This window comes from Microbispora sp. NPDC046973 (assembly GCF_040644495.1).
Lineage (GTDB): Bacteria > Actinomycetota > Actinomycetes > Streptosporangiales > Streptosporangiaceae > Microbispora.
The window spans coordinates 755,525-775,964 of record NZ_JBEYWQ010000001.1 but is presented as its reverse complement, the minus strand read 5'-3'; the positions used below and the strand labels follow the sequence as shown (position 1 = coordinate 775,964).

The 20,440-nt window shown below is 71.8% G+C and carries 22 protein-coding genes; 9 read left to right on the top strand and 13 right to left on the bottom strand.

Features of this window, described 5'->3' with window-relative positions:
- Positions 1-38: 38 nt before the first annotated feature.
- The 3 genes from ABZ860_RS03805 to ABZ860_RS03795 form a co-directional block, all read right to left on the bottom strand.
- Positions 39-1,034: a zinc-binding dehydrogenase gene (locus ABZ860_RS03805; RefSeq protein WP_357214563.1), complete on the bottom strand. Its 996-nt coding sequence runs from the start codon at positions 1,032-1,034 to the stop codon at positions 39-41.
- A gap of 133 nt (positions 1,035-1,167) precedes the next feature.
- A complete protein-coding gene (locus ABZ860_RS03800; RefSeq protein WP_357214561.1) occupies positions 1,168-3,150 on the bottom strand; it encodes a cellulase family glycosylhydrolase in 1,983 nt (660 codons plus the stop codon).
- Positions 3,151-3,184: 34 nt separating this feature from the next.
- Positions 3,185-4,108 carry an ROK family protein gene (locus ABZ860_RS03795; protein WP_357214558.1) on the bottom strand — a complete coding sequence of 308 codons (924 nt, stop codon included), beginning with the start codon at positions 4,106-4,108 and terminating at the stop codon, positions 3,185-3,187.
- 302 nt (positions 4,109-4,410) lie between these two features.
- Between ABZ860_RS03795 and ABZ860_RS03790 the strand changes: the two genes are divergently transcribed.
- Complete coding sequence (locus ABZ860_RS03790; protein WP_357214556.1) at positions 4,411-5,370, top strand: sulfite exporter TauE/SafE family protein; 960 nt, start codon at positions 4,411-4,413, stop codon at positions 5,368-5,370.
- On the opposite strand, the gene ABZ860_RS03785 is transcribed toward ABZ860_RS03790, so the two are convergent.
- Both ABZ860_RS03785 and ABZ860_RS03780 read right to left on the bottom strand, forming a co-directional pair.
- Positions 5,352-6,065: a dienelactone hydrolase family protein gene (locus ABZ860_RS03785; RefSeq protein WP_357214554.1), complete on the bottom strand. Its 714-nt coding sequence runs from the start codon at positions 6,063-6,065 to the stop codon at positions 5,352-5,354. The two genes, ABZ860_RS03790 and ABZ860_RS03785, sit on opposite strands and share 19 nt — an antisense overlap.
- Before the next feature lie 46 nt (positions 6,066-6,111).
- Positions 6,112-7,077 (bottom strand): LLM class F420-dependent oxidoreductase, encoded by a 966-nt coding sequence (locus ABZ860_RS03780; RefSeq protein ID WP_139579940.1) that lies wholly within the window; start codon positions 7,075-7,077, stop codon positions 6,112-6,114.
- 53 nt (positions 7,078-7,130) lie between these two features.
- Here ABZ860_RS03780 and ABZ860_RS03775 point away from each other — a divergent pair, with 53 nt between their 5' ends.
- Positions 7,131-7,946 (top strand): SDR family oxidoreductase, encoded by an 816-nt coding sequence (locus ABZ860_RS03775; protein WP_357214549.1) that lies wholly within the window; start codon positions 7,131-7,133, stop codon positions 7,944-7,946.
- Positions 7,947-7,952: 6 nt separating this feature from the next.
- Here the strand turns inward: ABZ860_RS03775 and ABZ860_RS03770 are convergent, their stop codons facing one another.
- A complete protein-coding gene (locus tag ABZ860_RS03770) occupies positions 7,953-9,050 on the bottom strand; it encodes an NADH:flavin oxidoreductase/NADH oxidase (RefSeq protein ID WP_357214547.1) in 1,098 nt (365 codons plus the stop codon).
- Positions 9,051-9,140: 90 nt separating this feature from the next.
- Between ABZ860_RS03770 and ABZ860_RS03765 the strand changes: the two genes are divergently transcribed.
- The 3 genes from ABZ860_RS03765 to ABZ860_RS03755 all read left to right on the top strand — a co-directional run bounded on the left by ABZ860_RS03765 (position 9,141) and on the right by ABZ860_RS03755 (position 10,830).
- Positions 9,141-9,476 (top strand): helix-turn-helix domain-containing protein, encoded by a 336-nt coding sequence (locus ABZ860_RS03765; protein WP_357214545.1) that lies wholly within the window; start codon positions 9,141-9,143, stop codon positions 9,474-9,476.
- A gap of 94 nt (positions 9,477-9,570) precedes the next feature.
- Positions 9,571-9,735, top strand: a complete 165-nt coding sequence (locus ABZ860_RS03760; RefSeq protein ID WP_357214542.1) for a hypothetical protein — start codon at positions 9,571-9,573, stop codon at positions 9,733-9,735.
- 36 nt (positions 9,736-9,771) lie between these two features.
- Positions 9,772-10,830 carry a sulfite oxidase gene (locus tag ABZ860_RS03755; protein ID WP_357214539.1) on the top strand — a complete coding sequence of 353 codons (1,059 nt, stop codon included), beginning with the start codon at positions 9,772-9,774 and terminating at the stop codon, positions 10,828-10,830.
- Here ABZ860_RS03755 and ABZ860_RS03750 read toward each other — a convergent pair.
- The gene (locus ABZ860_RS03750; protein ID WP_357214537.1) at positions 10,827-11,816 is read right to left on the bottom strand and encodes a zinc-binding dehydrogenase; all 990 of its coding nucleotides are present in this window, start codon (positions 11,814-11,816) and stop codon (positions 10,827-10,829) included. The two genes, ABZ860_RS03755 and ABZ860_RS03750, sit on opposite strands and share 4 nt — an antisense overlap.
- A gap of 172 nt (positions 11,817-11,988) precedes the next feature.
- Between ABZ860_RS03750 and ABZ860_RS03745 the strand changes: the two genes are divergently transcribed.
- From ABZ860_RS03745 to ABZ860_RS03735, 3 genes are all read left to right on the top strand, one after another.
- Positions 11,989-12,807, top strand: a complete 819-nt coding sequence (locus ABZ860_RS03745) for an SAM-dependent methyltransferase (RefSeq protein ID WP_357214534.1) — start codon at positions 11,989-11,991, stop codon at positions 12,805-12,807.
- A gap of 76 nt (positions 12,808-12,883) precedes the next feature.
- A complete protein-coding gene (locus tag ABZ860_RS03740) occupies positions 12,884-13,159 on the top strand; it encodes an isoamylase early set domain-containing protein (RefSeq protein WP_357214531.1) in 276 nt (91 codons plus the stop codon).
- 81 nt (positions 13,160-13,240) lie between these two features.
- Positions 13,241-14,422 carry a zinc-dependent alcohol dehydrogenase gene (locus tag ABZ860_RS03735; RefSeq protein ID WP_357214529.1) on the top strand — a complete coding sequence of 394 codons (1,182 nt, stop codon included), beginning with the start codon at positions 13,241-13,243 and terminating at the stop codon, positions 14,420-14,422.
- A gap of 17 nt (positions 14,423-14,439) precedes the next feature.
- Here the strand turns inward: ABZ860_RS03735 and ABZ860_RS03730 are convergent, their stop codons facing one another.
- From ABZ860_RS03730 to glnII, 6 genes are all read right to left on the bottom strand, one after another.
- Positions 14,440-15,267: a metal ABC transporter permease gene (locus tag ABZ860_RS03730; protein WP_357214527.1), complete on the bottom strand. Its 828-nt coding sequence runs from the start codon at positions 15,265-15,267 to the stop codon at positions 14,440-14,442.
- Positions 15,264-16,145: a metal ABC transporter permease gene (locus ABZ860_RS03725; protein ID WP_357214525.1), complete on the bottom strand. Its 882-nt coding sequence runs from the start codon at positions 16,143-16,145 to the stop codon at positions 15,264-15,266. Before ABZ860_RS03725 ends, ABZ860_RS03730 begins: the two co-directional genes overlap by 4 nt.
- Positions 16,146-16,158: 13 nt before the next feature.
- The gene (locus ABZ860_RS03720) at positions 16,159-16,920 is read right to left on the bottom strand and encodes a metal ABC transporter ATP-binding protein (RefSeq protein WP_357214522.1); all 762 of its coding nucleotides are present in this window, start codon (positions 16,918-16,920) and stop codon (positions 16,159-16,161) included.
- Positions 16,917-17,867: a metal ABC transporter substrate-binding protein gene (locus ABZ860_RS03715; RefSeq protein WP_357214520.1), complete on the bottom strand. Its 951-nt coding sequence runs from the start codon at positions 17,865-17,867 to the stop codon at positions 16,917-16,919. The genes ABZ860_RS03720 and ABZ860_RS03715 overlap by 4 nt, the downstream gene beginning before the upstream one ends.
- 179 nt (positions 17,868-18,046) lie before the next feature.
- A complete protein-coding gene (locus tag ABZ860_RS03710; RefSeq protein WP_357214518.1) occupies positions 18,047-18,286 on the bottom strand; it encodes a hypothetical protein in 240 nt (79 codons plus the stop codon).
- Positions 18,287-18,623: 337 nt separating this feature from the next.
- A complete protein-coding gene (gene glnII, locus ABZ860_RS03705; RefSeq protein ID WP_357214515.1) occupies positions 18,624-19,637 on the bottom strand; it encodes a glutamine synthetase in 1,014 nt (337 codons plus the stop codon).
- Positions 19,638-19,860: 223 nt separating this feature from the next.
- On the opposite strand from glnII, the gene ABZ860_RS03700 reads away from it, so the two are divergent.
- Positions 19,861-20,409, top strand: a complete 549-nt coding sequence (locus tag ABZ860_RS03700; RefSeq protein ID WP_357214513.1) for a hypothetical protein — start codon at positions 19,861-19,863, stop codon at positions 20,407-20,409.
- Positions 20,410-20,440: the final 31 nt, after the last annotated feature.

Sequence of the window (20,440 nt, the reverse complement as noted above, 5' to 3'; positions counted from 1 at the left end):
CATGGCCGCATCCCCCGATTCCTGTTCGTCCCTCCAGACTACCTTTGCCCCAAAATCGGCAGAATGACGATCTTGCCGATGACCTGGTCGTGTTCCATGTCCGCGTGCGCCCGGCGGATGTCGTCCAGCGCGTACACCGTGGGCGCGGGCACCTCGATCCGGCCGTCGGCGAGCCCGTCGAGATAGTCCTGCAGGACCTCGGGCGGCAGGTTCCCGCTCGTCCCGCTGTACCCCGTCAGCCGTACGCCGGTGGGGATGTAGCCGATCGGGTAGAAGTCGCGGACGATCCACTGGTTGGACAGCATTCCGGCGAAGCAGACCGTGCCGTGGACGCGGGTGGCGGCCAGCGTGTCCGGCAGGGTGGGCGTGCCGACGAGTTCGAGCGCGGCGTCCACGCCCTCGGGGACGATCCGGCGCACCTGTTCGGCCACCGTGCCCGTGTCCACGATCGGATGGTCGACGCCGATCTCCGCCAGCGCGGCCGTACGGTCCTCGCGGCGGGTGGTCGCCAGCACGGTCGCGCCCATCTGCTTGGCCAGCACGGCGGTGACCACGCCGAGGGCCGAGGTGCCGCCGCGGATCAACAGGGACTGGCCGGCCCGCAGGTCGAGGCCGACGGTGAGCGATCCGTAGGCCGTCTGCAGGGTCTCCGGGACCGCCCCCAGCACCTCCCACGGCAGATCGGAGCGGAACGGGATGATCTGGGTGCGCGGCACGACGGTGTACTCGGCGTAGCCCCCGTCGAAGGTGCGGCCCATGCCGCCGAGTATCGCGGCGACCTGCTGCCCGGGGACCAGCTCGCCGGACGGGTCGGCGTCCACCGTGCCCACGCACTCGATGCCGGGCACCCGGGGAAAGGTCACCCCCTCGGCCAGGCCGAGCCGGGTGTGCAGCTCCGAGCGGTTGAGCCCGAACGCCCTCACCTTGATCCGCACCCAGCCGGGCGGGGGCTCCGGGACCGGCAGTTCCTCGATGGTGAGGTTCTCCACCGGGCCGGGTTCCTTCAGGACAACTGCGCGCATGGTGGCGGTCATCGCGTCTCCTCCGTCAGCCGTGACGGAACTCCCCAACGTCGCGGGCCGGGGTTGGTGTTCCGGCCCGCGGCGGCCGGGAAGCGGGCGCGGGCCGGGGGTCAGGACCGGCCCGCGCTCCTGCTCCGCCTGCCTCCTACTCGGCCCTGATGTCGTCGATGTGGAAGGTGCCGGGGCTCACCCAGACGAACATGCCGCGCACGTCCTTGAGGTCCTCGGTCGTGCAGGACATCGCCGAGGCGAGGTCGATCTCGACCGTTCCCGTGGCGTCCTGGTTCTGCCAGCCCCAGGTGGACTGGCACCAGGCCCAGCCGGAGCCGGTCTGCAGCGCCACGCTGGTCGAGGTGCCCGCGGCCCCCGTCTTGATGTCGTACTTCAGCGTGCCCTTGGCCGACAGGTCGACGGGCTCGGGGAAGGCCGCGCCGAACCAGCCGCCGCCGGTCGCGTCCACCCGCAGGCCGTGCGTGCCGTCGGTGGCCCACTCGGAGGACTGGGCCACCGTGCCGGCGTCGCTCTGCCAGTTGCCGGGCGCCCAGCCCTGCACGCCGTCCTCGAAGGAGAACAGCCGGATCGCCGCGCCCGGGTCGGGCTTGACGGTCACCGTGATCGTGGCGGTGCCGGACCACCGCAGCAGGCTGTCGCGCACCCGGTAGGTCGCCGTGGCCCGCCCGCTGAAGCCGTCCGCGGGGGTGAAGGCGACCTTCCCCGAGGCGTCGGCGGTGAACGTGCCGCCGGTCACGGTCAGGCTCGCCTGGCGGCCCGCCGCGGCCGGGTCGAGGTCGAGCGTCTCCGGCCTGATCCTGGCGAGGTAGGCGATGTCGTTGGCGGTGGCGTCCACCGTGACCGGCGTGCCGGAGGTCGTGACGGCCGTGTCGTCGTCGGCCACCGGCGGGAAGAGCGGCAGCCTGCCGCGGATCGTCGCCGAGGCGTTGGTGATCGTCGTGCACACCGGGCTGGGACAGTAGACGGTGAAGCCGTCGTAGTCGGGATAGAGCGTGCCGTCGTCCTGGGTGCCCGCGATCAGCCAGTACAGGAAGCCCGCGCCGCCGCCGGACACGAACGCGTCCGTCCACTCCCGGTAGACGGGGTTGCGCTCGGCCTTGCTCAGCAGGCCGAACTCGCCGAGCATCACCGGCTTGCCGATCCTGCGGCCGTCGGCGAGGTGCTTGTCGATCCAGGTCGTGCCCCAGGTCGTGCCCCAGGCGGCGTCCTTGCCCCATCCGTCCGGATAGAGGTGCAGGGACATCAGGTCCATCTTCGGCAGCCTGGCCAGCGCGACGGTGTCCACGCCCTCGCCGCAGTTGTCGGTCCAGTCGGAACCGCCGGGATCGGTGCAGTAGAAGCCCTCGTCACCCGCGCCCACCAGGTGCCTGGCGTCCACCGACTTGATGTGCCGCGACATCTCGTCGGCCCAGGCCGTGACGGTGGCCGTGGTGCAGCCGGGCGAGGCCGGGTAGTTGCCCGACCCCTTGCACCGGGGTTCGTTGGCCAGCTCCCAGGCCATGATCGTGGGGTCGTCCTTGTAGGCGACGCCGGTCAGCGTGTTGACCCGGTTGAGCAGGTGGCTGATCCAGTCCTTGAACCAGCCCTTGATCGTCGGGTTCGTGTAGAAGTCGTCGTGATATCGGCCCTTGGCCCAGCGGACGTACTGGTCCATGCCGCCGTAGGCGTTCCAGTTGTTGACGAACGGGATGACCAGCTTGATCCCGGACTGCCTGGCCTTCCACAGCACGTAGTCGAGGTGCTCCAGACCGTCCGCCCCGTCGTTGTAGGCGGGCCTGGTCCCGTTCCAGTACTGGAAGTAGACGCCGTCCGCCTTGCCCTGGATGGAGTCGGACCCGTCCTGGCCGCCGATGTCCAGCGATCCCCAGTTGCGGATCACGGACAGGTCGGCGGCCTTCGCGCGGGCGAACACGTCGTCCACCATCGCGTATGACTTGTACATCAGGTAGTAGTTGTTGGCCCCGGCGAAGCGGAAGGGCTTGCCGTCCAGCACGAGGTGGGCGCCCGCGCGCTTCACGAAGCCGGCATCCCCGGTCGCGGCGCTCGCCGTGGCCGGCGCGGCAGTCAGCCCCGCGAGCACGGCCGCCAGCGCGGCAGCCGTACGCAGTCCTCTCATCGACGCTCCTTGTGGTCGGGGAGGCCCGGGCCGGTCAGGTGCCCGGGTCGTCGTCCTGCAACAGGACGAGGGCGGCGGCGCCGAACAGCCCGGCGTCGCGGCCCAGGGAGGTCGGGTCCACCCGCAGGCGCCGCAGGAAGCCGAGCCCGGCGTTCCTCTCGATCGCCTGCCTGAGCGGGTCGAACAGGATCGGCCCCGCCGCGGCCACGCCCCCTCCGATGACGACGTGGTCGAGGTCGAACAGGGCGGACGCCGTGAGCACGGCGGTGGCCAGCGCGTCGGCCGCGCGCCGGAAGGCGCGTGCGGCGGTGGGATGCCCGGCCCGGGCGTCGGCGGCCAGCGCCCGCGCGTCCTCACCGGTCCAGCCGTTCGCGGTGGCCCAGCGGACCATGCCGGGCCCGCTCGCGATGGTCTCGACGCAGCCGGCACCCCCGCAGGGGCACGGCTCGCCGCCGGGATCGACCGTGATGTGGCCGATGTGCCCGGCGTTGCCGGTCGGGCCGACGTACGGCACGCCGTCGAGGACGAAGCCCCCGCCGACGCCGGTGGAGACCACCATGCCGAGCATGGCCCGGCTCCGCGCCGCGCCGTCCTCGGTCAGGCCGCGCCACCACTCCCCGAGCGCCATGCACTGGGCGTCGCCCGCGAGCCGTACGGGCCGGCCGGGCAGCACCTCGCCGAGCGCGTCCACCAGCGGGAACTCGCGCCAGGCGGGGATGTTCACCGGGCTGACGGTGCCCCGGCGGGGGTCCAGCGGCCCGGCCGAGCCCACCCCGATCCCGTCGAGGCGAGCGGGCGGCACGCACTCGGTGATCCGTTCCACGACCTCGGAGAGCGTCCGGTCTGCCGACCCCGGGCCGCGCAGCGGCACCTCGGCGCGGGCCAGCATCTCACCGTCGGGCGCGACGGCCGCGGCGGCGAACTTCGTGCCGCCGATGTCCACCGCGAGGACGGTCATCGCCGCATCCCCGGCCACTCGACCACGCTGACTCCCGCCTTGTGCCTGACGAACATGTCACTTAACCGGATAAGGCCCGGCAAAGGTATTGGGTGCGTGACCACCACGTCAACGGGTGATCAGCGATGCGATCCCTCCGCGACCTCCCGGAGTCCCGATCATGGCGAGAAAACGCAGCCAGGCACGGGTGACCGGCCCGCCGCGGGGTACGCCGCGACAGATCGGCCGAACCGGTTCAGCGAGAAAGGTTCACCACAAGAAGGGGGTATCCATAATTCCGATGGGTTAGGTAGGGTTAGCGGGTGCATTTCGACTACACCATGGCGATCGGCTCATTCCTGGTCGCCGTCGTCGTCGGCCTGACCGGGATGGGCGGCGGCGCCCTGATGACGCCCATGCTCGTGACGTTCTTCGGCGTGCCGCCCCTCGCCGCCGTCTCCAGCGACCTCGTCGCCGCCGCCGTCATGAAACCGGTGGGCAGCCTCGTGCACCTGCGCCGGGGGACGGTCAACCTGAAGCTCGTCGCCTGGCTGTGCGCGGGCTCGGTCCCCGCGGCGTTCTGCGGAGTGCTCATCGCCCGCGCCCTGGGCAAGGGCGAGGCCGTGCAGGAGGTGATCCAGAAGGGTCTCGGCATCGCCCTGCTCATCGCGGCGGGCGGCCTGGCCGTGCGCGGCTACCTCGCGATGCGCGACCGCGCCGAGGGCCGGACCCCCGAGACCGGCCGCCGCACCGCCGCCCCCGGCGAGCCGGCCGCGACCGAGATGCCCTCCGTCACCGTACGGCCGCTGCCGACCGCACTGGTGGGGGCCGTCGGCGGGCTGGTGGTCGGCATCACCTCGGTCGGCTCCGGATCACTCATCATCGTGGCCCTGCTGGCGCTCTACCCCGCGTTGAAGGCCAACCAGCTCGTCGGGACCGACCTGGTCCAGGCCGTGCCGCTCGTGATGTCGGCCGCGCTCGGGCACCTGCTGTTCGGCGAGTTCACGCTGTCGGTCACGCTCGCGCTGCTGGTGGGCTCCATCCCCGGCGTCTACCTCGGCTCGCGGATCTCCTCGCGCGCCCCCGGCGGGCTCATCCGCCGCGTCCTGGCGTTCGTGCTGCTCGCCTCGGCGCTGAAGATGTTCGGCGTCGGCAACGCCCAGACCGTCTGGGCTCTGCTCGCCGTGCTGCTGCTCGCCCCGGCCTTCTGGATGGTCCTGCGGGTGCGGTGCGGGCTGCCCGCGCTCCCCTGGAGGCGGGAGGCTCAGACCGCCGGGAGGTGACGGCGCAGGAAGTCCATGGCCAGCCCCCACGCCGTACGGCCCGCCTCCGGGTTGTGGAACATCGGCGCGAAGAAGTTGTGGAAGGCGTGGCCGGCGTCCTCCTGCACGTGGACCTCCACGTTCGGCCGTCCGGCCGCCGCCTCCTCCACGACCGCCACCCTGTCGCGGGGGATGTAGGGGTCCCGGCCGCCGAAGTGGAACTGGATCGGGCAGCGGATGTCGTCCATCAGTTGCGGCGCGTCCGGCACGGCCGAGCCGTAGAAGGACACCACGGCCGACAGGCCGCTCCCGCCGGCGCCGGCCGCGACCGCGTAGGCCAGCGAGCCGCCGAGGCAGAAGCCGAGCGCGCCGGTCCCGCCCGTCACCTCGGGCCGGGCCGCGAGCGCGGCCAGCGCGGCCGCGCAGTCGTCCGCGGCCTTCTCGGGGTCCAGATCCGCCGACAGCTCCAGCGAGGCGCGCAGCCCCTCCTCGTCGTGGGCGGCCGCCCAGCCGGGCCGCAGCCGCCAGAACAGGTCCGGCACACCGACGACGTAACCGAGCCCGGCGAGATCGGCGGCGACCGCCCTGATGTAGTCGCTCACGCCCCAGATCTCCGGGATCAGCAGCAGCCCCGGGCCGCTCCCCCGTTCCGGGATCCACAGGCGCAGGTCGAAGCCGCCGTCCGCGGCCGTCACCGTCTGCGTGCGTTCGGGCATCGGTTCCTCCCATCCGCGTGCCGACGGTGATCATACGCGTCGCGTCCTACAGGTCGCGCAGCGCGGGGAGGAGCTCCTTCTCCGACCACTCGAAGAACTCCCGCTGGCGCTCCCGTCCGACCTGCACGAGCGCGAGGTGGGTGAAGCCGGCCTCGGTGTACTGCCGCACGGCCTCGACCACGGCACCGACGTCCGCGCCGCAGGGCACCTTCTCGGCCACGTCCTCCGGCCGCACGGTCTCGGTCGCGGCCGCGAAGTTCACCGGCGCGGGCAGCTCCGACATGACCTTCCAGCCGGCCACCGACCAGCGCCACAGGCGGTGCGCCCGCTCGACCGCGGCGTCCTTGTCGGGGTCGTAGCAGACGGCCAGCTGGCCGTAGACGGGCTTGCCCTCGCCGCCGGACGCGGCGAACTTCTCCACCAGCGAGCCGTCCGGGTCGGTCGCCACGAGGCCGTCGCCGAGCTCGGCCGCGATGTCCACCGACTGCTCGCCGGACGCGGCGACCGCGATGGGCACCGGCCGCTCCGGCAGGTCGAACAGCCGGGCCGAGTCGATGTCGAAGTACTCGCCGCGGTAGTTGCGGTAACCGCCCTGGAAGAGCTCCTTGATGACCTCGATGGCCTCGCGGAACATCTCGTGCCGGGTGTTGACCGGCGGCCAGCCGTGCCCCACCACGTGCTCGTTCAGGTTCTCGCCCGCGCCCACGCCGAGGGTGAACCTGCCGTCGCTGAGCACTCCCATCGTGGCCGCCTTCTGCGCCACCACCGCCGGGTGGTAGCGCATGATCGGGCACGTCACGTAGGTCATCAGCGGCAGCCGTTCGGTGGCCTGCGCCGCCGCGCCCAGCACCGACCAGGCGTACGGAGAGTGGCCCATCTCCTCCAGCCACGGGAAGTAGTGGTCGGAGATGACCGCGTAGTCGAAGCCCACTCGCTCGGCGGTGACCGCGTCCTCCACCAGCTCCTTGGCGGGTGTCTGCTCGCACATCAAAGTGAAACCGATCTCTGCCATAGGGCCACCCCTACCCAGGTCCGTACGGCGAATGATCCGTTTAGGGTCGAATCATGGCCAATCACTCGTACGTCGTGACCGGAGGAGGACGCGGGATCGGGAGAGCGGTGGTGGAACGGCTGCTCGGCGACGCCGCCACGGCCGCCGTCGTGGCGATCGAGCTCGACCCCGCCGCGCTCGGCTGGGCCCGCGACGACCCCAGGGTGCTCGCGGTGACGGGCGACGCGGGCGACGAGGCGGTGACCGAGCGGGCCGCCGATCTGGCGGAGTCAGCGGGGACGCTCACCGGATGGGTCAACAACGCCGCCGTCTTCCGGGACGCGTCCGTGCACTCCGCGCCCGCGAGCGAGGTGCTCGGGCTCGTCACCGCCAACCTCGGCTGCGCGCTCGCGGGATGCGCGACCGCCGTCCGCCGGTTCCTCGCGGCGGGCACGGCGCGTGCCCGGCCGGGGGGCGCGATCGTCAACGTCACCTCCCACCAGGCCCGGCGGGCGGTGCCCGGCTGCACCCCGTACGTGACGGCCAAGGCGGCCATCGAGGGCCTGACCCGGGCGCTCGCGGTCGAGTACGGCCCGCGCGGGATCCGCGTGAACGCCGTCGCGCCCGGATCGGTCGCCACCGAGCGCTACGCGTCGTTCCTGGCCTCGCTGGAACCGGCCGCCGCCGCGCGCGTGGAGGCGCAGATGGCCGAGCTGCACCCGCTGGGGCGGGTGGCCGGGGCCGGCGAGGTGGCCGACGTGATCGTCTACCTGCTGTCGGACGGCGCGAGCTTCGTCAGCGGGGCGACGGTCCCCGTGGACGGCGGCCGGTCGGTCCTCGCCAGGGATCCGGAAGCACACGACCCCGGGATCGACGACGGGACCGGCTGACAGCGCTCAGACCGCACGGTGGTACTGGTCGGGCCGGCGCTCACGCGCGCCGAGCTCCCGCGCCGCCAGGTTCGGCCAGTAGGGGGTGCGCAGCAGCTCACGGCCGAGCATGACCGCGTCGGCCCGCCCAGAGGCGATGATCTCCTCCGCCTGGCGCGGCTCGGTGATGAGGCCGACGGCCGACGTGGGCAGGTCGGTCTCCGCCTTCACCCGGGCCGCGAACGGCACCTGGTAGCCCGGCTCCAGGGGGATCCGGGCCCCCGGCGCGATGCCGCCCGTCGAGACGTCGAGCAGGTCCACCCCGTGGGCGAGCAGTTCCTTGACCAGCCTCACGGTGTCGTCGGCCGTCCAGCCCTCGCGGGGGTCCTCGGGGTTCTCGCTCAGCCAGTCGGTGGCCGAGACCCGGAAGAACACCGGCAGCTCGTCCGGCCACTCGGCGCGCACCGCGTCGACCACCTCCAGCGCGAAGCGGGCGCGACCGGCGAAGGAGCCGCCGTACGCGTCGGTGCGCCGGTTGCTGAACGGCGACAGGAACTCGTGGATCAGGTAGCCGTGGCCGCCGTGGATCTCCACCACCTGGAAGCCGGCCGCGAGCGCGCGGCGCGCGGCCGCGGCGAAGTCGCCGACCAGCCGCCGGATGTCCGCCTCGCTCAACTCGTCCGGCACCGGGTGGCCCTCGTCGAACGGAATCGGGCTGGGCGCGACCGGCCGCCATCCGTGGTCCTCGGGGCCGACCGGCGCGCCGCCGCGCCACGGCCGGTCGGTGGACGCCTTGCGCCCGGCGTGCCCGATTTGGATGCCGGGCACCGCGCCGTGCTCGGCGAGGAACCGGGCGATGCGGCCGAACTGTTCTTGTTGGCGCTCGTTCCACAGCCCGAGGTCGGCGGGGCTGATCCGGCCCTCGGGGGACACGGCGGTGACCTCCACCATGATCAGACCGGCTCCGCCCACCGCCCGGGAGCCGAGGTGGGTGAGGTGCCAGTCGGTGGGCACGCCCTGCTCAGGCCCCTCCACGGCCGCGCTGTACTGGCACATCGGCGACATCCACGCGCGGTTGGGAATGGTCAGGTTGCGCAGGGTCAGGGGCTCGAACAACGCGCTCACGCCGCGCTCCTCTCGTCGGGACCCTTGTACGATAGCTGCCGTAGTACGCAATCTGTCAAACTACGAAGACTCTCGTATAAGGGAGGCCCGATGGCCCGTCAGCCCCGGACGCTCGACCATCCGGACCGGTCCGAGATCCGGCTGGAGGGCGTGCTGCACGCACTGTCCGATCCCGTACGCCTCCAGGTGGTGTGCTTCCTGGCCGCCGGCGGCGAGTCCTCCTGCTCGGCGATCGACCTCGCGGTCAGCAAGTCGACGACCACCCATCACTTCCGGGTGCTCCGCGAGGCGGGCGTGATCAGGCAGGTCTACCGGGGGACATCGAAGATGAGCTCGCTGCGCCAGGAGGACCTCGACGCGCTCTTCCCCGGCCTCCTCGAGACCGTGGTCGACGCGTACGCCGCCCAGCGAGCCAGGGCGCTGTAACCGGTCAAACGAGCTTGACCAGTCACGCCCCTTTGCCGTACCTTTGTAACTGCCTAAGAAATTTAAGACAGTTACAACGGAGACCTGGACGGTAATGATGTTCTACGACTACTCCATGGCCACCGAGCGCGTCACCGAGTTGCACCGCGAGGCCGACAACGCACGCGTCGCCAGCCGCCTGGTCGCGGCCCGGCGCTGGTCACGCCTCGCGTCCTGGGCGCAGCGTCAGGCCCGGAGGGCGAGCCACGACCTGGGCTGACCGCCGTCACCGCGTCGGTCCGGAGGGGAAGGGCCGATGCGTACGACACGCGACATCCGCACGGCGGTGGTGAAGCCGACGATCGCCGCCCTCATGGAGGACGCCGGAACCGGCCTCGACTACGGCACCCGGCCCGACCGCCTGCCGGGCCTGCTCACGCCCCTCGACCGCTTCTTCGTCCGCAACCACGCCCCGACCCCCCGTCTCGACGCGAGAACCTGGACGCTGTGCGTCGAGGGCGGCGGTGTACGCCGCACCGTCCGCTACACCTATGACGACCTGTGGCGCCGGTTCCCGCTCGTGTCCGTCGTCCGCACCCTGGAGTGCGCGGGCAACCGGCGCGCCCTCTTCGGCGCCGAGCACGGCCACCGCTTCGGCGGAGTGCAATGGGGCAGGGGCGCGATCGCGACCGCCGAGTGGACCGGGATCCCGCTGCGCGACCTGCTCGAACCCGCGGGCCTCACGGACGCCGCCGTCGAGGTGATGCCGGAAGGGCTCGACGAGGCGCGCGGGCGCCGCCCGATGCCCCTCGCCAAGGCCCTGGCCCCCGACACCCTGCTCGTGCTCGCCATGAACGGCGAGATCCTGCCGCCCGACCACGGCTTCCCCGCCCGCGTGCTGGTCTCCGGCTGGCTCGGCGCGGCGAGCGTCAAGTGGGTGGGCCGAATCGAGGTGTCCGACCGGCCGCTGCACGTCCCGTGGAACACCGAGGACTACGTGATCGTCGCCCCCGGCCGTCCGGCCGTGCCCATCGCCTCCACGCCGGTCGCGAGCCTGGTCGAGCTGCCCTGGCCCGCGCGGCTGCGTCCCGGCCCGCAGACGATCCGCGGCCGGGCGTACGCCGGAGAGGACCGCGTGGCCGCCGTCGGCTACCGGATCGACGACGGCCCCTGGCGGCCCGCCGCCCTCGACGGGCCGGACCTCGCGGGCGTCTGGACCCGCTGGCGGTTCCTCTGGGACCCCACCCCCGGGGCGCACGTCGTGCGGGTGCGGGCCACCGACGAGCACGGCCGCTCCCAGCCGGACGCCACCCCCTGGAACGACCTCGGCTACTGCCACACCTCGGTGCTCCCCCACCCCGTGCTGGTCGCCTAGGGAACGAGCACCACCTTGCCCGTGGTCGCGCGGGTCTCCAGCGCGGCGTGCGCGGCGGCGGCGTCCTTGAGCGGGAAGCTCTGCACCAGCGGGACCAGCGCGCCCGACCCCGCGGCCGCCAGCGCCCGCTCCTCCAGGCCCCGCAGGCCGCCCGGCCGCTTCAGCACGCGCGGGCCGACCGCCACCGCCGCGGTGATGCCGCGCGCGTACAGGTCCTCCGTGGTCAGCGCGGTCGGGCCGCCCTCGGCGTCCGCCCAGCCGAACAGCACGATCCTGCCGCCGACGCCGAGCAGTTCCAGGGTCGCGCGGCCGAGGTCCCCGCCGACGCCGTCGAGCGCCAGCGTGACCTCCCGGTCGCCGAGGAGCGCCCGCACCTCGCCGGGCCAGCCGGAAGCGGCGTAGTCCACGGCGTGGTGCGCGCCCAGCGCGAGCACCCGGCGGGTCTTCTCCCCACCGCCGGCGAGCCCCACGACCGTGGCCCCGGCCCGCACCGCCGCCTGCACGAGCAGGTTGCCGATGCCTCCGGCCGCCGCCGTCACCACGACGACGTCGTCCGGCCGGATCTCCGCGACGTCGAGGATGCCCATGGTGGTCCGGCCGGTGCCGATCATCGCCACCGCCTCGCCGTATCCCAGGCCGTCAGGGATCTCGTGGATCGCCGAGGCGTCCCGCACGGCCAGTTCGGCGTAGCCGCCGGGGGCCATGCCGAGGTGGGTCACCACCCGCCTGCCGACCAGGCCGGGATCGGCCCCGGGGCCGACGGCGTCGACGACCCCGGCGACCTCCCGGCCGGGGATCGTGGGCAGGTCGGGGACGGGGATCGGGCCGCCGGCGTACTTCCCGGCCCGCAAGGTGGTGTCGACGAGGTGCACTCCCGCAGCCCGTACGGCCACGCGGACCTGGCCGGGCCCCGGCTGGGGATCCTCCACCTCCTCGTAGACGAGATTCTCGGCGGGACCAAAGGCGTGAAGTCGAACGGCGTACATGTGTCCCGTTATAGATCTCCGAGCTGCGCCTCCACATCGGGCGATGGTCCTAGGCCCTGTGTAGGGCCATAGATGGAGTCACAGACTTATGGCGTTCTTCGTTGGGTTTTTCCCCAGCGGCCCTTATGCTCGCACCTAGTCCTCTTTACTACCGTGAGTGAGGAGATGTTGCGTGGCTGATGACGCGCCGCCACCCGGTATCGATGCGCGCGTCCCCAATCCCGCGCGCATGTACAACTACTTTCTCGGCGGAAAGGACAATTTCGCGGCCGACCGGGAAGCCGCGGAACGGGTCATGAAGGTCGCGCCCGAGGCCCCCGCGCTGGCCCGCCGCAACCGCGCCTTCCTCCGCCGGGCCGTCCGTTACCTGGTGGCCGAGGCCGGGATCCGGCAGTTCGTGGACATCGGCACCGGACTGCCGGCCGAGGGCAGCGTCCACGAGGTGGCGCACGAGCTGGACCCCGGCGTCCGGGTGGCGTACGTGGACAACGACCCGGTCGTGCTCGCGCACTCCCGGGCCCTGCTGTCGGGCACCGCCGCCGCCACCGTCACCGTGCAGGGGGACCTGCGGCGCCCCGAGGAGATCCTGGCCGATCCGGAGCTGCGATCGCTGATCGACCCCGCGGAGCCGGTCGCCATCCTGCTCGTGGCCGTGGTGCACTTCCTCTCCGACGACGACAAGCCGGCCGAGCTCGTGGCCCGCCTCAGGGACTCCGTCGCCCCCGGGAGCCACCTCGTGCTGTCCCACGTCACCGACGAGGAACGGGCCGGCGACGCCCGCGAGGGGGCGGCCGTCTACCGGCAGGCCAGCACCGGTGTCACGCTGCGGAGCCGCGAGCAGATCCAGGAGCTGTTCGACGGGTTCCACCTCGTCGAACCAGGCCTCGTCCCGCTGGACGACTGGCGGCCCGACGACGAGAACCTGCTCGCCCGGCAGGCCCGCCGTCACCTGCCCACGTGGTTCCTCTGCGGAGTCGGGCACGCGCCCTGAAAAGGCCGTGAATATTGTGTTACGTCCTGCGTGTACTTGTTTCTTCCTTTAGGGGCGATACGCCAGGCTATGCGGCATGCTCAAGCGCACCAGGTTGTTCGGGCAGAAGACCCGAGTCACCTTTACCCTGCCCATTGACGAGCCCTCGGGGACGGTCAGCGTGGTGGGCGACTTCAACGACTGGCTGCCCGGCCGCCACGAACTGATGCGACGCAGGAACGGCACCCGCACCGTGTCGGTGATCCTCCCGCCCGGCGCGCACCGGTTCCGCTACCTCGCCACCGGCGGCGTGTGGTTCGACGACGAGGCCGCCGACCAGGTGGACGAGCAGGGCGGCGTGCTGCACCTCTGACAGACAGGGACACCGTTTCTCCCGCCAGAAGTAGGGCATACGGGAACGATCGCGACACCCGGCCCTTCTGAAGGGGAAACCATGAAGGCAGTTACCTGGCACGGCAAGCGCGACGTACGGGTGGAGGAAGTCCCCGACCCGGCCATCAAGGAACCCACCGACGCGATCATCCGGGTCACCACGACCGCGATCTGCGGCTCCGACCTGCACCTGTACGAGGTGCTCGGCCCGTTCATCGGCGAGGGCGACGTCCTCGGCCACGAGCCGATGGGCATCGTGGAGGAGGTCGGCGCGGAGGTCACCCACATCAGACCGGGCGACCGCGTCGTGATCCCGTTCAACATCTCGTGCGGCCACTGCTACATGTGCGACCGCGCGTTGTACGCCCAGTGTGAGACCACCCAGGTCCGCGAGTACGACACCGGCGCCGCGCTCTTCGGCTACACGAAGCTGTACGGCGAGGTGCCCGGCGGCCAGGCGGAATACCTGCGCGTCCCGCAGGCGCACTTCGGGCCGATCAAGGTGCCGGAGGGGCCGCCGGACGAGAGGTTCGTCTACCTCTCCGACGTGCTGCCCACCTCCTGGCAGGCCGTCGAGTGGGCCGAGGTGCCCGACGGCGGCAGCGTCGCCGTCTTCGGCCTCGGGCCGATCGGGCAGATGTCCGCCCGCATCGCGCGCCACCGGGGCTACCGGGTGATCGGGGTGGACATCGTCCCCGAACGCCTGGAGATGGCCCGGCGGCACGGCGTCGAGGTGATCGACGGGAACGAGATCGACGACGTGCCCGAGGCGATCCGGTCGATGACCGGGGGCCGGGGCACCGACTCGGTCATCGACGCCGTCGGCATGGAGGCGCACGGCTACACCGTGGGCAAGCTCGCCCAGACGGTCACCGGGATGCTGCCCGACAAGGCCGCCGCCGCCATGATGACCCGCGCCGGCCTCGACCGGCTGGCCGCCCTTCAAGACGCCATCGAGACCGTACGCCGCGGCGGCACGATCTCGATCAGCGGCGTGTACGGCGGGATGACCGACCCCATGCCCATGCTGCAGATGTTCGACAAGGGCATCACGCTCAGGATGGGCCAGGCCCACGTCAAGCGGTGGGTGGACGATCTCATGCCGCTCCTGACCGGCGACGGCGACCCCCTGGGGGTCGAGGACCTGGCGACCCACCGGCTGCCGCTCGACCAGGCCCCGCACGGCTACGAGATCTTCCAGAAGAAGGAGGACGGCGCGATCAAGGTGCTGCTCAAGCCCTGACGATCAAGCCCTGACGATCAAGCGCTGACGACCGCGGCCCGCCTGACCCGGCCGCGTACGGCGGTGCCGAGGAAGACCGCCCCGAACACCAGGCCCACGAACAGGGCGATGGAGGCTCCGGTCGCGACGTTCCACCGCGTGGAGACCCACACGCCCGCGAGGGCGCACGCGACCCCGATCGCGGCGGCGAGCGGGAACAGCGGCGCGAGCCTGTCAGTGAGCAGGCGGGCGGTCGCGGCCGGGCCCACGATCAGCGCCACGGCGAGGATCGTCCCCAGCGCGGGCACGGTGGCGACGACGGTCACCTCGACGACCGCGAGCAGCGCGAAGTCCAGCAGCACGGTGGGCAGCCCGAGCGCCGCCGCCCCCACCGGGTCGAACGCCGCGAGCAGCAGTTCCTTGCCCAGCAGGGCGAGCAGGAGCAGCACGCCTGCGGCGACGACGACGGTCGCCACCAGGTCGCCCGTGCCGACGGCGAGGACGTCGCCCACCGTGTAGGCCGCGAGGTCCTTGGTGAAGCCGTCCTGGGCGGACACCAGCACCACACCGAGCGCGAAGCCGCCCGACAGCGCGATGCCGGTGGCCGTGGTGAAGTCCTGCCCGCGGCCCCGGCCGAAGACGAGGACGGCGGCGACCACCAGCAGCCCGAACAGCCCGCCGCCGAGATAGAGGTTCACCCCGAGCAGGGCGGCGACGACGATGCCGGGGAACGTCGCGTGCGTGAGGGCCATCGTGAAGAACGGCAGCCGCCGCGCGATCACGAAGACCCCGACCACCCCTCCCAGCGCGCCGACCAGGACGGCCTCGACGAGGGCCCGGTGGACGGTGGAGTCGAGCCAGTTCACGCCGCCTCCAGGACCGAACGGCGGCGGGCCCGGGTCAGGCCCGCCCTCCTGCGGACGAACGCGGCGGCGTGGGCCAGGCCGTACATCGCCACCAGCACGAGCACCACGGTCGCGCCGGAGGCGAGCCTGACGCCGTACCCGATCGACGCCTCGTAGCTCACGACGAGCCCGAGCCACCCGGCCGCCGCGCCGACGAGGCAGGCCAGCGGCACGATGACCGTGAGCCGGTCCGACAGGCTGCGCGCCGCCGCGGCCGGCACGATGAGCAGCGCGATCACGAGGACCGTGCCGACCGCCTTGACGGCGGCCACGACGACCAGCGCGACCGCGACGTTCAGCACGAGGTCGAGCAGGCCGACGCGCACACCGGCCGCCTCGGCGCCCTCGGGGTCGAAGGCCCGCAGCAGCAGCGGCCGCCGCAGCACCGCCAGCAACGCCACGACCAGGACCGTCACGACGGCGGTCTGCGCGAGTTGCGCCTCGGTGACCGTCAGCACCCGTCCGAACAGGAACGCGGTGAGGTCGGCGGTGAAGCCGGTCTGCCGCGACACCATCACGACGCCGACCGCGAACAGCGTGGTCAGCAGCATGGCGAGCGCGGCGTCCTCGCTCACCCGGCGGCGCCGGGTGAGCAGCGTGAGCAGGACGGCCGTGACGACCCCCGCGGCCAGCGCGCCCCAGAAGATGCCGTCGTCCCCGGCCATGAGATGGCCGATGACCACACCGGGGAAGACGGTGTGCGTCAGGGTGTCGCTGACGAAGGCGAGCCGGCGCAGCAGCACCAGCACGCCGGCCGTGCCCGCGAGCGCGCCGAGGAGGACCAGTTCGACCAGCGCGCGGGCCATGAACGGCAGGTGGAAGGGTTCGAAGAGGATCATGTCTGCGCCGCCGTCATGTCTGGGTCACGATCACGCGGTCGCCGCGCAGTTCGAGCGCGTGCCCGCCGTACGTCGCGCGCAGCCGCTCGGGCGTCAGCACGTCGCCGGTCGGGCCGAAGCCGAACTGGTGCCGGTTGAGCAGGCACACCTCGTCGCAGGCGAGGTGCGCGATGGCGAGGTCGTGGGTGCTGACGACGACGGAGGCGCCCTGCGCCTTCAGCGAGCCGATCGCCTCCAGCAGCGCGTGCTGGCTGACCGCGTCCACGCCGTTGAACGGCTCGTCGAGCAGCAGCATCCGCGGCTTGGCGGCGATGGCCCGGGCCAGCAGCACCCGCTGGCGCTGCCCGCCCGACAGCGTGCCGAACCGGTCGCGGGCCCGCCCGGCCAGCCCGACCCGCTCCAGCGCGTCGGCCACCTCGGCCCGGTCGGCGGCGGACGGGCGGCGCAGCCAGCCGATCCGCCGATAGCGGCCCATCATCACCACCTGCTCGACCGACACCGGGAAGTCCGGGTCGAGTGTGTCGGCCTGCGGCACGTAGGCGACGTCGCGGCGGGCCTGCGCCGGGGGCCGGCCCAACACCTCGATCCGGCCGCGCACCACCGGCACCAGGCCGAGCAGCGCCTTGATGAACGTGGACTTGCCGGCGCCGTTCGGGCCGATCAGCGCCACGGCCTCGCCCTCGTGGACGACGCCGTCGAGTTCTTCCAGCACCGGGACGTCGCCGTAGGCCACGCTCGCCCGGTCGAGCACCAGGGTCGGCGCGCGCTCACTCATGCGGCGGTCCCCCTCAACGCGTTGACGATGGTGTCGGTATTGTGCTCCTCCATCTGCAGGTAGGTCGCACCGGCCGACCCCTCGGGGCCCAGCGAGTCGCCGTAGAGCGCGTCCTCGCCCGCCACGACGGTCACCCCGGCCTCGCGGCCGATCGCCTCGGCCGTCTTCGGCGGCAGCGACGCCTCCGAGAAGATCGCGGCCACCCCGGTCGCCTTGATCTTGGCGACGAGGTCGGACACCTGCTTGGCGGACAGCTCGGCAGAGGTGTCGAAGCTCGGGATGATCGAGCCGACGAACGTCAGTTTGTACCGGTCGAGGTAGTAGCCGAAGGCGTCGTGGTTGGTGACGAGCTTGCGCCGGTCGGCGGGGATGGACTCGATCTTCCTCGTGATCTCGCCGTCGAGCGCGTCCAGCTTCGCGTCGTACGCCGCCCGGTTGGCCTGGTAGGCCGCGGCGTCGTCCGGATCGGCGGCGGCGAACCCCTTCTCGATCGTGGCGACCATCGTCTTGACGTTCAGCGGGTTGTGCCAGATGTGGGGATCTCCCCCGGCCTCCTCCTCCGACCCGTCGCCCTTGCGGATCCGGACGCCCTGGGAGGCGTCGACCACGGGCCCGTCGAAACCGGCGGCCGAGATCGTCTCGTCCAGCCACTTCTCCAGGCCCACCCCGTTCTTGACGAGCACGTCGGCCTCGGCGATGGCCTGCATGTCGGCCGGGGACGGCTCGTAGTCGTGGGGATCGACGTTCGGCCTGAGCAACTGGTGGACGCTGACCCGGTCGCCGCCGACGTTGCGGGCGAAGTCGGCCACCTGTGTGGTGGTCGCCACCACTTTCAGCGGCTGGGCGGGATCGGAGGGGGAAGAGGGCTTGTCCGCGCCGCCGCACCCGGCGGCGAACAGCACGAGCAGAGCGGCGGACGACAACGTACGGGCGAGCGGCGAGAGCACGACGAATCCTCAAGTCGGCATATCAAAGTCGGTGCATCAGGGGAAACATCCCTTCCAAATGTCTCGCAAATGAAAATCATTGTCAACTTAGGACACTTCGGCCGTCCGCCCGACGGCCGTGCCACCACGTGAGCCCGGCCGCGGCCACGGCGAGACCGCCACGTAGGGCGCGGACTGGTTCAGCGAGGCCACCGTCGGCCGCATTCCCGCCGAGGGAAACTCATGATCAGATGCTGTTGCGGCGTCGTGACGCTGAAGGAGAACACGCCGCAGGCGGCGACCGCCCCCAGTGCCGTCGGGTACGAGCCGCGCAGCGCCGGCACCAGGAGGCGGACGGCGGCGAGGAGCAGCGTGCCGGCGATCACGATGCGGCGGGGCCCGCGACGGTCGGTGAGGTGCCCGGCCGCCAGGTTCCCCACCGTGCCCCGTGGCCGGCGCGTACACGGCGCTCAGATACGTGTAGGGGATGCAGATGCCGGTGAACGCCGCGACCGTGGTGGTGAGCACGCCGAGCACCCGCCGGTCGGCGAGCGGGGCGAGCCGCCGGCGCAGGCGGCCGGCCGGGCCGCAGGCTCCCCAGCGGATCCACCGTCACTCAGGGCGACTGCGAGTGGGTGAAGACGACACGCCGCGAGCTCGTGACCGCGTCCGAGCAGAGCGTCATAGGTCGCCGACAGCACAACGCGTACGGCTCCCGCGCCGGGACGCGGGAGCCGTACGGAGATGGGGGAACCGATCGGTTCCTCGTGAAGCTGATCAGACCTGGCCGGCCTTCTCCAGAGCGGTGCAGCAGGTGTCGACCATCAGGCGGGTGACGACGTAAGGGTCGACGTTGGCGTTGGGACGCCGGTCCTCGATGTAGCCCTTCTTGTCCACCTCGACCTGCCACGGGATGCGGACCGAGGCGCCGCGGTCGGAGACGCCGTAGCTGAACTTGTCCCACGGGGCGGTCTCGTGGTGGCCGGTGAGGCGGTCCTCGATGCCGTGGCCGTAGTTCTTGACGTGCTCCATGGCGTTGTCGGCCAGGGCCTCGCAGGCGGTGATGATCGGCTCGTAGCCCTCACGCATGGCCTTGGTGGAGAAGTTGGTGTGCGCGCCCGCGCCGTTCCAGTCGCCCTTCACCGGCTTGGGGTCGAGCGTGGCGGCGACGTCGAACTCCTCGGCGGTGCGGTAGAGCAGCCAGCGGGCGACCCACATGTGGTCGCCGACCTCCAGCGGACCCCCCGGGCCCACCTGGAACTCCCACTGGCCGGGCATGACCTCGGCGTTGATGCCGGAGATCTTCAGGCCGGCGGCCAGGCAGCGGTCGAGGTGCAGCTCGACGATGTCACGGCCGAACACCTCGTCGGCGCCGACACCGCAGTAGTAGCCGCCCTGCGGGGCGGGGAAGCCGCCCAGCGGGAAGCCGAGCGGGCGGCCCTCCTTGAAGAAGGTGTACTCCTGCTCGATGCCGAACCACGGGTCCTGGTCGGCGAACCGCTCGGCCACATCCGTCAGCAGGGCGCGGGTGTTGGACGCATGCGGGGTCATGTCGGTGTGCAGGACCTCGCACATGACCAAAATGTTGTCGCCGCCCCGGATCGGGTCGGGGCAGGTGAACACCGGCTTGAGCACCAGGTCGGAGGAGTGACCGGTGGCCTGGTTGGTGCTGGACCCGTCGAAGCCCCACAGCGGCGGCTCGGCGCCGTCGGCAAGGACCTTGGTCTTGGAGCGGAGCTTCGCGGTCGGCTCCGTGCCGTCGATCCAGATGTACTCGGCCTTGTAGGTCACGTCGATCCCTTTCGAACGAGGCGGCCTGGCGTTCGTCCGCCACGCTCGAGATTGCCGTTTTGGGATTTCGTAGCTTTTGCCCGTTTGTGAACACGGTGTTAACGCGCATTCTTTGCCTTGGCCCTGCTGTGACCCGGCGCACATGATCCGCGCCTGTGCGGGCAGTCGGAGACCGTCCACGAATCGCAACCGCACGGCAACCAGTATTTGGGAGTGAAGGCAGATGGTCTTACTGGGCCTGCTTCTGATCCTGATCGCGGCGGCGGCCGTCATCGAGGTGTCGGTCAACGACACCGCGAACACCATGCCGATCACGGTCCTGGACCGGACGTTCAACCTCAGCCCGTTCGAGCTGTTCATCGCCGGCGTCGTGACCGCCGCCGTGTTCGTCGCCGGCCTGCTGCTCATCACCGGCGGCATGCGCCGTGCCGCCGTGAAGCGCCGCCGGCTCCGTGAGGCGCGCCTGGCGGAGCGGGACCGCGTGTCCCGCCTGGAGGCCGAGAAGCGCGACCTGGAGCGTCGTCTGGAGACGAACACGACGACCTCGGCGACCTCGACCACCTCGGCGTCCACGGACTCCACTCCGGCGGCTGAGCCTGTGACCAAGCAGTATCCGAAGGTCGACCGGGACCGCGACGGCGTCGACGACCGGGCCGAGCGCGCCGAGCGTCCCACCGCGCCGCACAACCGCCTCTCGGTGCCCGCGCAGCAGTCGTCCCCCGACCAGCTGGTGGCGGGCGGGCGTCACGCGGCCGACGACCGCCGCGCCTGATCCGTCATGCCAGGGGTGACACTCGCCCGTC